Genomic DNA, 13066 nt, shown 5'->3' on the forward strand with positions numbered 1-13066 from the left:
GAGTCCTCGCCGCGGCGCCCTCAACGCAAGCTCAGCGGTGCCGCACCCGAGGCGCGGGGCCCGACCTCACCGACCACGGCCGCCTCATGAAAGCCATGCCGCCCGAAAGTCGCCAGCACCGCCTCCAGCGCCTCCGGCGAGCAGGACACCAGCAGCCCTCCGCTGGTCTGCGGATCGGACAGCAGGGCCTGATGCACCGGGTCGAACCCGGCGGGCAGCGCGACCTGCTCGCCGTAGCCGGCCCAGTTGCGCCCGGAGGCGCCGGTAACCAGTCCCGCTCGGGCCAATGCCTCGACGCCCGCCAGCAGCGGCACCTTGGCCCAGTCGAGCGAGACGCACAGCCCCGCTCCGCGGGCGAGCTCCAGGGCGTGGCCAGCCAGGCCGAAGCCGGTCACATCGGTCAGCGCGTGCACGCCCGGCAGGCGCGCCAGCTCGGGGCCGGGCGTGTTCAGGCGGGTCGTCGTCTCGATCATGCGGGCATAGCCTTCCGCATCGAGCTCGCCCTTCTTCAGCGCGGCCGACAGCACCCCCACACCCAGCGGCTTGCCCAGTACCAGCAGGTCACCGGCACGCGCGTCGGCGTTGCGCCGCACGTCCTTGGGATGGACCAGCCCGAGCGCCACCAGGCCATAGATCGGCTCGACGGAATCGATGGTGTGGCCCCCGGCGATGGGGATGCCGGCGGCGCGGCACACCGCCTGCCCGCCCTCCAGGATGCGGCCGATGGTCTGCGTGGACAGCACGCTGATCGGCATGCCCACGAGCGCCAGCGCCATGATGGGCTGCCCGCCCATGGCGTACACGTCCGAGATCGCATTCGTGGCGGCGATACGGCCGAAGTCGAACGGGTCATCGACGATCGGCATGAAGAAGTCGGTGGTGGCGATCAGCGCCTGCTCGTCGTTGAGCTGGTAGACGGCGGCGTCGTCGGCGGTTTCGATGCCCACCAGCAGCTGCGGCGGCATCGGCATCGCGGCCGTCCCCCGCAGGATTTCCGACAGGACGCCGGGGGCGATCTTGCAGCCGCAGCCGCCGCCGTGCGACAGCGAGGTCAGGCGCGGCTCGGCCGGCGGGCGGGAGGTGTCGGGAGCGTTCATGGGTGCAGGAGTTCCTCGGTCAGTTGCAGCAGCGCGCCGCGTTCGGCCTCGGCATCGAACAGGGGCGCACGCAAGTCGCATTGTCGGCGCAGCCGCTCCAGCAGCGCTGGCGCCGGGGCATCCGCCGAGGCCTGCTGGCCGTCCCGGCACGTGCGCAGCAGCCGTGCCAGCGCGGCCGCGTCGCCGTGCGGAAAGTAGCCCGCGTAGTCGGCCCCGAGCATGCCGACGTTGCCGCTGACGCGCGACGCCAGCACGGGCGTGCCGCTGCGTACCGCCTCCATGATGACGTGGGCGCCGCCCTCCAGTGCGCTGGCATGCACCAGCACGTGCGCGCGCTGGATGGCGTCGCGGGTGCGCGTGTAAGGCTGGGCGCCGAGCCAGCGGTAGTGCGGGCACTCGGCTTCGGTGGCGCGCGCGCGCTCGGCCCAGCCCGGCTCCGCAGCGTCGCCGATGTGGCGCACCCGGATGCCGGCCGCCGGCGCAAGCAGCCGCGCGGCCGCGAACAGCGTGTCGGGGCTCTTGACCTGCCGCAGGTGCCCCACCATCAGCGCGGTGAGGTGCCGCGGCGTCTTCGCAAGCGGCCGGCGCGCTCCGGTGGACTGGTAGATCACGCGTGCGCGGGCCCGCAACGGCTCGGGCAGCGCAAAGATGCCCTGGTCCTGCAGCACCACCAGGCGGTGCGCCAGGCGCAGCGATTCGCGCGCCTGCGAGCTCGCATCGAGGTCCTGGTAGAGGTCGGTTCCTGTGAGCACGACGGCCAGCGAACCACCCCCGCGCGCCGCGCTCCAGGCGCGCACCGACTCGGCCGAGCGCCGCGCGTGCAGTGCCAGCATGGCGGCGTCGCCGGCCGCCTGCGCGTCGGGCCAGTGCTGCACGATGCGCACCGCATGCGTCGATCCCAGCAGCGCCCGCCAGCGCCGGGCCGTTTGCCAGTTGCCGTTGTTGTCCCTGGCCAGGGCCGGGCTTACGATCACGAGCGATGAACGGGACAGCATGCGCCGGTTATAGCGCCCTACGAGACCGCGCCTGCCGCACGCCGGGTGAGGCCCTGCGGGCGGGCGGCGCAGCCGAGGTGGATGCCGCGTTGCGAGCGCTGCGGGCGGACACGCTGGCCCTGGTGCGGTCCTTCCGCGAGGCGCTCGGGCCGGCGCTGGCCGTACCCCGACGCGACGGGCTGAACCCCCCGCTGTGGGAGCTGGGGCACATCGCCTGGTTCCAGCAGCGGTGGATCATGCGCAACCCACAACGCGGGCGCGGCATGCGCTGCGACCCCGAGGCGCCGCGCGCACCCTCGCAGCTGCCCGAGGCGGACGCGTGGTACGACTCGAGCACCCAGCCCCACGCGCTGCGCTGGGCGCTGCCCTTGCCCGGCCTCGACGCCACCCTCGACTGGCTGAGCGCGACGCTCGAAGAGACCCGCAGCCTGCTCGCGCAAGCAGCCGATCGAGCGGGGAGCGCCCCGACCGACGATGCCCTGTACTTCTTCCGGCTCGTCGCGCTGCACGAGGCCATGCACGTCGAAGCCTGGCGCTACATGGCCCGGGCGCTGGGCATCGACGCCCCGATTGCGCAGCGAAGCTCACAGCCCCTGTCGGCGCCACCGCAGACCGTCCGGCCAGCCACATTGCGACCCGGAGCGCCACCGCAGCAGCAGCGCCACTCCCCGGCCGCCCCCGAGGCGCTGCATGTGCCGCCCTGCACCTGGACCTCCGGCTGGGTCGCTGACCGCGGTTTCGCATTCGACAACGAGGTGCCCCCGCGCAGCGTGCAACTCGGTGATTTCGAGATCGACGCGCAGCCGGTCTCCTGGTCGCGGTTCCAGGCCTTCGTGCAGGCGGGCGGCTACGACACCCCCGAGTGCTGGACGCGCCAAGGCTGGGAATGGCGCCGGAGCATGCGCCCGCCGCAGCCCCGCTTCCCCTCGTCCGAGCTGCCGGCCGTGCACCTCAGCGCCCACGAAGGCGAGGCCTGGTGCCGCTGGGCCGGGCGCCGGTTGCCGACCGAATTCGAGTGGGAGTGCGCGGCGCACACGCACCCCGCCTTCGCCTGGGGCGCCGTCTGGGAATGGACCGCCTCCCCCTTCGCGCCGCACCCGGGTTTCGAAGCGCACCCCTACCGCGACTATTCGGCACCCTGGTTCGGCACCCACCGCGTGCTGCGTGGCGCCAGCTCGGCCACGCCCGACTGCCTCGTGCACCCGCGCTTTCGCAACTTCTTCCTGCCCGGGCGCACCGACATCCTCGCGGGCTTTCGAAGCTGCGCCTGAGGCCTTGCGGCAGTTCGGGTGTAATTCCCGCCTGCCTCCACCAGACCAACCGAGAATTTTCATGACAGAGCACTCCCGCGCACGCCGTGCCGTCCTCGCCGGCGCACTTGCCACCAGCCTCGCCTCCCTCCCGATCGTCGGACGGGCGCAGGCCGGCACCTTGCGCGTCACGGCCATTCCGGACGAGTCGCCGACCGAACTGGCACGCAAGGCCGCGCCGCTGATGCGCTACCTGGAGGAGCGCCTGGCCATGCCGGTGCGCTTCACGCCGGTCACCGACTACGCCGCCGCCGTGGAGGCGCTGGTCAACGGGCAGGTCGATCTGGCCTGGTTCGGCGGCTTCACCTTCGTGCAGGCCCACCACCGCTCGGGCGGCAAGGTAATCCCGCTGGTCCAGCGCGCCGAGGACGAGAGCTTCCGCTCGGTGTTCATCACCGCCGACGCCGGCATCCGTTCCCTTGCCGACCTGAAAGGCCGCACGCTCGCCTTCGGCTCGCCCTCCAGCACCTCCGGCCACCTCATGCCGCGCAGCTTCCTGCTGGCCGCCGGCATCGATCCCGACCGCGACCTGCGGCGGGTGGCGTTTTCCGGCGCCCACGACGCCACGGTCGCCGCCGTTGCCTCGGGCAAGGTCTCGGCGGGGGCACTGAACGCATCGGTGTGGGAGAAGCTGCTGTCCGAGGGCAAGGTCGATCCACAGAAGGTGCGGGTCTTCCACACCACGCCCCCTTACTACGACTACAACTGGTCGGTGCACGCAGACATGCCCGCGGCGCGGCGCGAGGCGCTGGCCCGCGCCTTCACCGAGCTGTCGCCGTCCAGCCCGGCCGGCCGCGAGATCCTGGAGCTGCAGCGCGCGAGCCGCTTCATCCCGACCCGCGCGGAAAACTACAAAGGCATCGAAGCGGCGGCGCGCAGCGCGGGCCTGCTCAAGTGAGCCGGGCGCGACCATGAAGCTGGAGCTGCGCGCGCTTTCGGTGCGCCACCCGGCTGCCGCGCGCGCTGCCGAGCCGGTGCTGCGGGACATCGATCTCGCGCTGGGCAGCGGCGAGCAGGTGGCCGTGATCGGCCCCTCCGGTGCCGGCAAGACCACGCTGCTGCACGTCCTGGCCTGCGCACTGCAGCCGGCGGCGGGGAGACTCGCGCTGGACGGCCGCGATCCCTGGAGCCTGGGCACCCGTGCCCTGCATCGGCTGCGCGGTACGCTGTTCCTCGCGCCGCAGGTGCCGCCCCTGCCGCCGCGGCAGCGCGTCGTTACGGCCGTCCTCGCAGGGCGCCTGCCGCGCATGGGCCTGTGGCAGAGCCTGCGCAGCCTTTTCTACCCGGTGGGCATCGCGGAGGCGGATGCCGCGCTTGCCCGCTTCGATCTCGACGACAAGCTGTTCGCCCGCGTCGATCGTCTCTCCGGCGGCGAGCGGCAGCGGGTCGGGTTGGCGCGCGGGCTGGTGGCGCGGCCCCGCCTGCTGCTGGTCGATGAGCCGTTGTCGGCGCTGGATCCGGCACGGGCGCAGCAGGCGCTTGAATCGCTGACGCAGGCCGCGCGCGAGCAGGGCGCCACCTTGCTGTGCACGCTGCACGATGTGCCGATGGCGGTGCGCCACTTCCCGCGCGTGATCGGCATGCGCGCCGGACACATCGCCTTCGACCTGCCGGCCGGCGAGGTCACTCCGGAGCGCCTGCGCGCCCTGTACGCCGACCGCCTGGCCGAGCTCGAGGCGCGTGGTACGCCGCAAGAGGGTGAGATGCAGCCGCCGCGGCCGTTGCCGCCAGCGTCCATGGTCTGCCGCTGACACCGCGCATCGACCATGGCCACGCTGCTTCCCGCCTCGCTGCCGCTGGCGCGCCCCGTGCCGCGCGATCCCGCCTGGCGCGTGCGCCTGTTCTGGACGCTGGCCGCCGCCGCCGTGCTCTGGCCGCTGTTCGTGCTCTCCGAATTCCGCCCCTGGCAGCTGTTCGCGCCCGACAGCCTGCGCGAAACCGGCCGCTTCCTCGCCGACATGGTTCCGCCGCGGCTCGACGCCGAGTTCCTGGTGCTGGTCGCGCGAGAGACCTGGCGCACCGTCGCCATCGCCACCGCCGGCCTGACGCTCGCGCTGGTGCTGGCCGTGCCGCTGGCGCTGGTGTCCGCCAGGCCGCTGTCGATCTCGGGCCTGGCGGGCCGCATGGGCGCCTGGCCTCGGCTGCTGCGCTGGAGCGTTCGCGGTGTGCTGGTGGTGCTGCGCAGCGTGCCCGAGCTGATCTGGGCGCTGGTCTTCGTGCGCGTCGTCGGCCTCGGCCCCACCGCCGGAGTGCTCGCCATCGCGCTGACCTACGGCGGCATGCTCGGCAAGGTGTACGGCGAAATCCTGGAAAGTGGCGATGCGCAGCCAACCGCCTCGCTGCTGCGCAACGGCGCGGGCCGGCTGCAGGCGTTCTTCTATGGCCTGCTGCCGCAGAACGGCGCCGAACTCACCAGCTACACGGTCTACCGCTGGGAATGCGCGATCCGCTCCTCGGCGGTGCTCGGCTTCGTCGGCGCGGGCGGGCTGGGCCAGCAGCTGGACAACTCCATGAAGATGTTCAACGCCGCCGAGGTGTCCACGCTGCTGCTGGTCTTCGTCCTGCTCGTCGCCGGCACCGACCGGCTGAGCGCCGTGCTGCGGCGCTCCCTCGGCTGACGTCGGCAGGAAGGACATCCGCATGAACGCGCCGCGCCCCTCAGCCGCGAACGAAGTGTTCCGGCTGCCGCCGAAGGTGTTCGACGCGCGCTGCCGCGCCTGCTGGTGCGTGGCCGCGGCAGTGGTCCTGGTGGTCCTGAGCTTCTGGTCGCTGGACCTGCAGTGGGCCCGCTTCTTCTCGGGCGACTCGCTGGCGCGCATGGGGCGCTTCATGGCCGAGCTGGCAGTACCGAATACCGAGTCCGCCTTCCTCGCCCGGCTCGCACCGGCGCTGCTGGAGACGCTCGCGATGTCCGTCGTGGGCACGCTGGTCGCCGCGCTCCTCGGGCTGCTGCTCGCGCTGCCGGCCAGCCGCCTGCACGCGCAGGAGCGGGCACGCTGGCGCGGCCTCTCCCGGCTGCTGCTGAACGCGTTACGCAGCGTGCCGGAGCTGATGTGGGCGGCCCTGCTGCTGATCGCCGCCGGCCTCGGCCCCCTGGCCGGCACGCTGGCGCTGGCACTGCACACCACGGGCGTGCTGGGGCGGCTGTTCGCCGAAGCGCTCGAGAACGCGCCGCCCGAGCCGGGGTTCGCACTGCGCCTGCGCGGCATCGGCAAGGGGCGGGTGGTGCTCTATGCGCTACTGCCGCAGGTGCTCCCGCAGCTGGCCAGCTACACCCTCTACCGGTGGGAGAACAACATCCGCGCTGCGGCCGTGCTGGGCGTCGTCGGCGCGGGCGGGCTGGGCCAGATGCTGGCCTTCCACCTCGGGCTGTTCCAGATGGCCGAGACGGGTGCGGTGCTGGCCGCCATGCTGGCGCTGGTGCTGCTGGTGGATGCCGCGAGCGTCGGGCTGCGCACGCTCATGGCACGCTGAGGGGCTCGGTTCGCATTGCTGCTTGCCAGAGCGTCTGCGGCCAGCCAAACCACGGCCTGCGCAGCGACGTTCGGCAGCGGTACGTCACGACGGCGGCGCTACTGCACACCGCCTCCGCGCACCGATACCGGACACAGCGCATCGCACGGTTCGTCCGTCCGGCGCGCTGCGGTCCAGCGCGCCGGACGGACCTTCAGGACTGCCCCAGCAAGGCGAGGGCGAACTCGCGTGCGCTGAAGGTCTGCAGGTCTTCGAGCTTCTCGCCCACGCCGATGAAATACACCGGCACCGGCTTTTCCTGCGCGATGGCGGCCAGCACCCCGCCCTTGGCGGTGCCGTCCAGCTTGGTGACCACGAGGCCGGTGAGCCCCAGTGCGGCGTCGAAGGCCTTGACCTGCGCCAGCGCGTTCTGCCCGGTATTGCCGTCGATCACCAGCAGCACCTCGTGCGGGCCGCTCGGGTCGGCCTTCTGCACCACCCGCTTGATCTTCTTGAGCTCTTCCATCAGGTGCAGCTGGGTCGGCAGCCGCCCGGCGGTATCGACCAGCACCACGTCCTTGCCGCGCGCTCGCCCGGCGCTGACCGCATCGAAGCTCACGGCCGCCGGGTCGCCCCCTTCCTGGCTCACGATCTCCACCATGTTGCGGTCGGCCCAGACGGCGAGTTGCTCGCGTGCGGCCGCCCTGAAGGTGTCGGCCGCCGCCAGCAGCACCGTGGCGCGCTCGTTGGCGAGGTGGCGGGTCAGCTTGCCGATGGAGGTGGTCTTGCCCGCGCCGTTGACCCCGGCCACCATGATGATGGTGGGCTGGTGCTCACCGATGACCAGCGGCTTTTGCAGAGGCAGCAGCAGCTGGGTCAGCACCTCGGCCAGGATGTTCTTGGCCTGCACCGGCCGCGTGGCGCCGCTGGCCTGCACCTTGCGCCTGACCTGCTCGAGCAGCCACTCGGTGGCCTGCACGCCGGCGTCCGCCATCAGCAGCGCGGCTTCGAGTTCCTCGTACAGGGCATCGTCGATCTGGCCGCCGGTGAACACCTGCGACAGGTTCGAGCCGGTCTTGCGCAGGCCCATGCTGAGCTTGCTGAACCAGCCGCGGCGCTCGGGAGCCACCTCCGGCGCCGTACTTGCCGTGGGGATGTCCATGGCGCGCACCACGGCACTTCCGATCAGGCCTGCGCCGGCCGGAGCAGGCGCCGCCGGCGAGCCAGGCGCGGGGTGGGGCGGGAGGGTCGGCTCGGGCTGCGGTGCCGGCTGCGGCGTCGCCGCAGCCGGTGCGAACGCGGGCGCCAGGGCCGCTGGGGTGGGTGCTGCCGGCTCGGCGTGGGTCTGCTCGATGGCCGGGCGCGCCTGTGCTGCCGGTGCGGCCAGCGGCTGCGGCGGTGCACTCGGCCCAGGTGGTTCTGGCTGGGGCGCAGCTGGCCCGGGCGAAGCCGGCACGGCAGTGCTGGGTGCGCTTGCCGGCTCAGGCGATGGCGAATCCACGGGCGGTGGTGCGCCAACGATCGGGGGCGCCACGACGTCTGGCGCTGGCGGCGGCAGGGGTGGTGACGGTGGCGGCGGCGGCGGTGGCGGCGGCGGCGGCGGTGGCGGTGGCGGTTTTTTCCGGAAGAAACTGAACATCGAGGGCGGTTTGGAACTCACAGGATTCTATGAAACAACCTCTGCAGAGCTTCCTGTTCGGCTGCCTGATCGCCGGCAGCGTCGTCGCTTCGGCCCAGGCGCCGGCTCCGGGAACCGGCGACGGCGTGCCCACAGCCTCGACCACCGCGCCGACCGCCCAGGCGCCCGAGGTGCACCGGCACACCCTGTCCAATGGCATGACCCTCATCATCAAGCCGGACCGCCGCGCTCCCACGGCGGTGCACATGGTCTGGCTGCGCGTCGGGTCTATGGACGAGACCGACGGCGTCAGCGGCGTCGCGCACGTGCTCGAACACATGCTGTTCAAGGGGACGGAGCAGCTCAAGCCCGGCGAGTTTTCGCGGCGCGTGGCGGCGCTCGGCGGGCGCGACAACGCCTTCACGGCGCGCGACTACACCGGCTACCACCAGCAGATCCCGGCCGACCGGCTGGAGGACGTGATGCGGCTCGAGGCCGACCGCTTCGCCAACAACCGCTGGCCCGACGACGAGTTCCGGCGCGAACTGGAAGTGGTGAAGGAAGAGCGCCGGCTGCGGGTGGAAGACCAGCCGCGCTCCCGGCTCTACGAAGTTCTGAACGCCACCACCTTCCTCGCCTCGCCGTACCGGCGACCCATCGTCGGCTGGATGAGCGATCTCGAAGCCCTCAAGCCCGAGGATGCGCGCGCCTTCTACGAGCGCTGGTACGTCCCGGCCAATGCGGCGGTGGTGGTCGCCGGCGACGTCGATCCGGCCGCCGTGCTGCGGCTGGCGGAGAAGCATTACGGCGCGATCCCGGCGCGCCCGGTCCCCGCGCGCAAGCCGCGCGAGGAGCCGCCGCAGCTCGGTGCGCGCCAGGTCGAAATCAAGGCGCCCGCCGAACAGGCCTACACGGCCATGCAGTTCAAGGTGCCGAAGCTGGAATCGTTCGACGCATCGACGAACAATGACGACGCGCTGGCCCTGTCCGTGCTGGCGGCCGTGCTCGACGGCCACCCCGGGGCGCGGTTGAACCGTGCGCTCACCCAGGGCAGCGACCGCGTCGCCGACAGCGTGGGCGCGGCCAACGGCCTCTGGGGCCGCGGGCCGCAGGTGTTCACGCTCGACGGCGTGCCGGCGCCCGGCAAGACCCCCGAACAGGTGCGAGCTGCCTTGCGTGCCGAGGTGGCGCGGGTGGCACGCGAGGGGGTGACCGAGGCCGAGCTGCAGCGCGTCAAGACGCGCTGGCTGGCGGCGGAGGTGTACAAGCTCGACTCGGTTTTCAACCAGGCCCGCGAGCTCGGCGCCTATTGGGTCTACGGCTTGCCGCTGGACGCCGGCGAGCGGCTGATCGAGCGCCTGCGCGGCATCACCGCGGCGCAGGTGCAGTCGGTCGCGGCGCGCTACTTCGGTGACGACCAGCTCACCACCGGCACGCTGGTGCCGCTGCCTCCCGAGGCGGCCAAGCCTCCCCGCGCCGCGCCCGCCGGTGCGCGGCACTGAGGCACCCGGTGTTCCCACCTGTATTCCCGTATCTACCAATCGTGAAGAAAGCTCCGATGTCGCAAGTCCGCGCACCTTCCCATGCCCCGGCCGCCGCGCGCGCCGCCGCCCGCGCACTGCTGCCCTTCCTGCTGGGGCTGCTTGCCAGCGCCTCCGCCCTCGCGGCGCTCCCCGTCCAGCGCTGGGTCCAGGAGAGCGGCGCAACCGTTCACCTCATCGAGTCGCCGGCGCTGCCGATGGTCGATGTGCAGGTCGATTTCGATGCCGGCTCGCGGCGCGATCCGCCCGGACAGGCGGGTCTGGCCAGCGTTACGGCAAATCAGGTCGATAGCGGCACGCTGGCGCGCGATCCGCAGTCCGCAGAGCCCGCGGGCGCCTACGACCGGGCGCTCGACGAGAACGAGATCTCCGAGGCCTGGGCCGACCTGGGCGCCAGCTTCGGCGGTGGCGCCGGCAGCGACCGCATGAGCTTCAGCCTGCGCTCGCTCACCGAGCCCGATCTGCTCGCCAAGGCCGTCGAGCTCGCCTCGCGGCAGTTGAGCGCGCCCGCCTTCCCGCAGACGGTGTGGCAGCGCGATCGTGAGCGCGCCGTGGCGGCGATCCGCGAGGCGAACACCCGGCCAGGCACGGTCGTGGGCAAGGCCTTCCAGGCCGCGGTCTACGGCGGCCATCCCTACGGCTGGGAGGTGACGGAGGGATCGCTCGCGGCCATCTCGGTGGACGACATGCGCAGCTTCTATCGGGGCCACGTGCAGCCGTGCCGCGCCAAGGTAAGCATCGTAGGCGCGGTGGGCCGTCAGCAGGCCGACGACATCGCCCGCAAGATGCTGGCCCGGCTTCCGGCCGCCGCCGGAGGCTGCACGCCGCTGCCCGCGGTGGCCGAGGTGCCGCCCCTCACCAAGCCGGTGCGGCTGGACATCCCGTTCCAGTCGGCCCAGGCCCACGTGCTGTTCGGGCAGCCCGGCTACAAGCGCAGCGACCCGGACTTCTTCCCCTTGCTGGTGGGCACCTACACCCTGGGTGGTGGGGGCTTCGTGTCCCGGCTGTCGACCGAGGTGCGCGAGAAGCGAGGCCTCGCCTACAGCGTCTACAGCTACTTTGCTCCGGGCCTGCATGCCGGCGCCTTCACCGTGGGCTTCCAGACCCGGCCCGACCAGGCTGCAGAGGCTGTGCAGGTGGCCCGCGACGTCGTGACGCAGTTCGTCGCCCAGGGGCCGACCGAGGACGAGCTGCGGGCTGCGAAGGACAACCTGATCGGCGGCTTCGCCTTGCGCATGGACAGCAACCGCAAGCTGCTGGACAACCTGGCCACCATCGCGTGGCACGAGCTGCCGCTGGACTACCTGGACACCTGGACCGAGCGCGTGCGCGCAGTCACTGCAGACCAGGTCCGGGCGGCCTTCCAGCGCAAGCTGCAGCCCGAACGCATGGCCACCGTGACGCTGGGCGCCGCACCTCCCGCGCGCTGAGCGAGCCGGGGCGCGCTGTCAACGATGACAGGGCTGCGCCCCGAAGACTCACCGCGAATTGCCACAATCGCGTCGCTCTGTCACACAAAGGCATTCACGAAGCTCGGGAGAAAAAAGAGAGAGAAGAAGAGCAAAGGGAGAGAGAGGCAGTTCACGACGCGACCGAGGTCGCGTTTTTTTTTGCCGGGGGGGTTTGGTGCTCGCCGGGTGCGCCCATCCACGCGGGGTTGTCTGACGAGCCTCGCACAGCGGTCGGCTCGTGCGCATTGTCCGGAGGGGGAGGATGCTTCGCCTTCGCCTTCGCCTTCGCCTTGGCGCTTGCGCATCTGACATGCGCGTAAGCTCGCGCGATGGCTTCAAGTTCCTCTCGCGGCAGCACACCGGCGCGTGGCCGCGCGGGCGCTGCGCGCGCGCCTAACGAAGTGCGGATCATCGGCGGACAGTGGAAGCGCACCCGCCTGCCGGTGGCCAACCGCCCCGGCCTGCGACCGACTCCCGACCGCGTGCGCGAGACGCTGTTCAACTGGCTCGGCCAGGACCTCAGCGGCTGGCAGGTGGTCGATGCCTTCGCCGGCAGCGGCGCGCTGGGGCTCGAGGCGGCATCGCGCGGCGCCGCCCGCGTGCTGCTGGTGGAGCACGAGGGCGCACAGGTCGATGCGTTGTGGGCGCTGGTCAGGCGCCTCGAAGGCGCCGAGGCGGTTGTCCGCGTCGAGCGCGGCAATGCACTCACCGTGCTGGCGCGCCTGGCGCCGGCCAGCCAGGACCTGATCCTGCTCGATCCGCCTTTCGACGCCGGTGTGCACGAGAAGGCGCTCGCCCACGCCGTGCCGTCGCTTTCCCGGCACGGGTGGCTCTACCTCGAGGCGCCGACGCGGTGGAGCGACGAACTGCTGGCGCCGCACGGGCTGCGCTGCGCCAGGCATCTGAAGGCGGGCGCCGTCCATGCCCACCTGCTCCAGCGCAGTGACGAGCCGTCATAATGCACCGCAACATTTCGTAAGCCGGTCGCTGTGGGCGGCCACCGCAGGAGACTTCCATGAGCCACGACCGCCCCGTGATCGCCGTCTACCCTGGTACGTTCGATCCGATGACCCTGGGCCACGAAGACGTGGTGCGCCGCGCGACGCAGCTGTTCTCCAAAGTGATCGTCGCCGTGGCGGCCGGCCACCACAAGAAGGCCATGTTTACGCTGCAGGAGCGCATCGAGATGGCGCGCGAGGTGGTGCAGGCCTATCCCCAGGTGCACGTCGAGAGCTTCTCTGGCCTGCTGCGTGACTTCGTGGTCGCGCGGGGAGGCAAGGCGATGGTGCGGGGCCTGCGCGCCGTCACCGACTTCGACTACGAATTCCAGCTCGCCGGGATGAACCGCAGCCTCATGCCCGAAGTGGAGACCGTGTTTCTCACGCCCAGCGACAAGTACCAGTTCATCAGCAGCACCTTCGTGCGCGAGATTGCCGTACTCGGAGGCGAGATCGACAAGTTCGTCTCGCCGTCGGTCCAGGCCCGCCTGATGCAGAAGGTGGCGACCCTCGGCCGCGAGTGAATCCGGACGCCCCCTGGATCGCCGAATGTAAATTCGCGCCCCAGCCTTGACGGCAAGGAAGGGGCCTGAGCCTCGGCGG

General features: G+C 71.7%; 12 protein-coding genes. 9 read left to right on the forward strand and 3 right to left on the reverse strand.

Translation table 11 applies throughout. The features are described 5' to 3' along the window. Window positions 1–20 precede the first annotated feature (20 nt). Together selD and senB are read right to left on the reverse strand one after the other, a co-directional pair. Entirely contained in the window at window positions 21–1097 is a 1077-nt protein-coding gene (gene selD, locus WG922_RS14525) for a selenide, water dikinase SelD (RefSeq protein WP_340283422.1), read from the reverse strand. After that, entirely contained in the window at window positions 1094–2092 is a 999-nt protein-coding gene (gene senB, locus WG922_RS14530; RefSeq protein ID WP_340283423.1) for a selenoneine biosynthesis selenosugar synthase SenB, read from the reverse strand. Before senB ends, selD begins: the two co-directional genes overlap by 4 nt. On the opposite strand from senB, the gene WG922_RS14535 reads away from it, so the two are divergent. The 5 genes from WG922_RS14535 (at window position 2077) to phnE (ending at window position 6876) form a co-directional block, all read left to right on the forward strand. Continuing rightward, window positions 2077–3363, forward strand: a complete 1287-nt coding sequence (locus WG922_RS14535; RefSeq protein WP_340283424.1) for an SUMF1/EgtB/PvdO family nonheme iron enzyme — start codon at window positions 2077–2079, stop codon at window positions 3361–3363. The two genes, senB and WG922_RS14535, sit on opposite strands and share 16 nt — an antisense overlap. Window positions 3364–3424: 61 nt before the next feature. Further along, complete coding sequence (locus WG922_RS14540) at window positions 3425–4300, forward strand: putative selenate ABC transporter substrate-binding protein (protein WP_340283426.1); 876 nt, start codon at window positions 3425–3427, stop codon at window positions 4298–4300. 13 nt (window positions 4301–4313) lie between these two features. After that, window positions 4314–5153, forward strand: coding sequence for a phosphonate ABC transporter ATP-binding protein (locus tag WG922_RS14545; RefSeq protein WP_340283427.1), 840 nt, complete (start codon window positions 4314–4316; stop codon window positions 5151–5153). Between the two features lie 15 nt (window positions 5154–5168). After that, entirely contained in the window at window positions 5169–6020 is an 852-nt protein-coding gene (locus WG922_RS14550) for a PhnE/PtxC family ABC transporter permease (protein WP_340283428.1), read from the forward strand. Between the two features lie 22 nt (window positions 6021–6042). Next, window positions 6043–6876 (forward strand): phosphonate ABC transporter, permease protein PhnE, encoded by an 834-nt coding sequence (phnE, locus tag WG922_RS14555; RefSeq protein WP_340283429.1) that lies wholly within the window; start codon window positions 6043–6045, stop codon window positions 6874–6876. Between the two features lie 193 nt (window positions 6877–7069). Here the strand turns inward: phnE and ftsY are convergent, their stop codons facing one another. Further along, the gene (gene ftsY, locus WG922_RS14560; protein WP_445322836.1) at window positions 7070–8494 is read right to left on the reverse strand and encodes a signal recognition particle-docking protein FtsY; all 1425 of its coding nucleotides are present in this window, start codon (window positions 8492–8494) and stop codon (window positions 7070–7072) included. A 29-nt stretch (window positions 8495–8523) separates the two neighbouring features. Here ftsY and WG922_RS14565 point away from each other — a divergent pair, with 29 nt between their 5' ends. The 4 genes from WG922_RS14565 to coaD all read left to right on the forward strand — a co-directional run bounded on the left by WG922_RS14565 (window position 8524) and on the right by coaD (window position 12987). Beyond that, complete coding sequence (locus WG922_RS14565) at window positions 8524–9975, forward strand: M16 family metallopeptidase (protein ID WP_340283430.1); 1452 nt, start codon at window positions 8524–8526, stop codon at window positions 9973–9975. Window positions 9976–10031: 56 nt separating this feature from the next. After that, window positions 10032–11444 carry a M16 family metallopeptidase gene (locus WG922_RS14570; RefSeq protein ID WP_340283431.1) on the forward strand — a complete coding sequence of 471 codons (1413 nt, stop codon included), beginning with the start codon at window positions 10032–10034 and terminating at the stop codon, window positions 11442–11444. A gap of 350 nt (window positions 11445–11794) precedes the next feature. After that, a complete protein-coding gene (gene rsmD, locus WG922_RS14575; protein ID WP_340283432.1) occupies window positions 11795–12424 on the forward strand; it encodes a 16S rRNA (guanine(966)-N(2))-methyltransferase RsmD in 630 nt (209 codons plus the stop codon). A 56-nt stretch (window positions 12425–12480) separates the two neighbouring features. Continuing rightward, a complete protein-coding gene (coaD, locus tag WG922_RS14580) occupies window positions 12481–12987 on the forward strand; it encodes a pantetheine-phosphate adenylyltransferase (RefSeq protein ID WP_340283433.1) in 507 nt (168 codons plus the stop codon). Window positions 12988–13066 lie beyond the last annotated feature (79 nt).

Source organism: Ramlibacter sp. AN1015, from assembly GCF_037726105.1.
Lineage (GTDB): Bacteria > Pseudomonadota > Gammaproteobacteria > Burkholderiales > Burkholderiaceae_C > Ramlibacter.

Excerpts from the sequence above, each read along its gene's own strand:
- ftsY (WP_445322836.1), bottom strand. The coding sequence starts at position 8,494 with ATGTTCAGTTTCTTCCGGAAAAAACCGCCACCGCCACCGCCGCCGCCG.
- WG922_RS14565 (WP_340283430.1), top strand. The coding sequence starts at position 8,524 with ATGAAACAACCTCTGCAGAGCTTCCTGTTCGGCTGCCTGATCGCCGGC.
- WG922_RS14550 (WP_340283428.1), top strand. The coding sequence starts at position 5,169 with ATGGCCACGCTGCTTCCCGCCTCGCTGCCGCTGGCGCGCCCCGTGCCG.
- phnE (WP_340283429.1), top strand. The coding sequence starts at position 6,043 with ATGAACGCGCCGCGCCCCTCAGCCGCGAACGAAGTGTTCCGGCTGCCG.
- senB (WP_340283423.1), bottom strand. The coding sequence starts at position 2,092 with ATGCTGTCCCGTTCATCGCTCGTGATCGTAAGCCCGGCCCTGGCCAGG.
- selD (WP_340283422.1), bottom strand. The coding sequence starts at position 1,097 with ATGAACGCTCCCGACACCTCCCGCCCGCCGGCCGAGCCGCGCCTGACC.
- WG922_RS14545 (WP_340283427.1), top strand. The coding sequence starts at position 4,314 with ATGAAGCTGGAGCTGCGCGCGCTTTCGGTGCGCCACCCGGCTGCCGCG.
- coaD (WP_340283433.1), top strand. The coding sequence starts at position 12,481 with ATGAGCCACGACCGCCCCGTGATCGCCGTCTACCCTGGTACGTTCGAT.
- rsmD (WP_340283432.1), top strand. The coding sequence starts at position 11,795 with ATGGCTTCAAGTTCCTCTCGCGGCAGCACACCGGCGCGTGGCCGCGCG.
- WG922_RS14535 (WP_340283424.1), top strand. The coding sequence starts at position 2,077 with ATGAACGGGACAGCATGCGCCGGTTATAGCGCCCTACGAGACCGCGCC.
- WG922_RS14570 (WP_340283431.1), top strand. The coding sequence starts at position 10,032 with ATGTCGCAAGTCCGCGCACCTTCCCATGCCCCGGCCGCCGCGCGCGCC.
- WG922_RS14540 (WP_340283426.1), top strand. The coding sequence starts at position 3,425 with ATGACAGAGCACTCCCGCGCACGCCGTGCCGTCCTCGCCGGCGCACTT.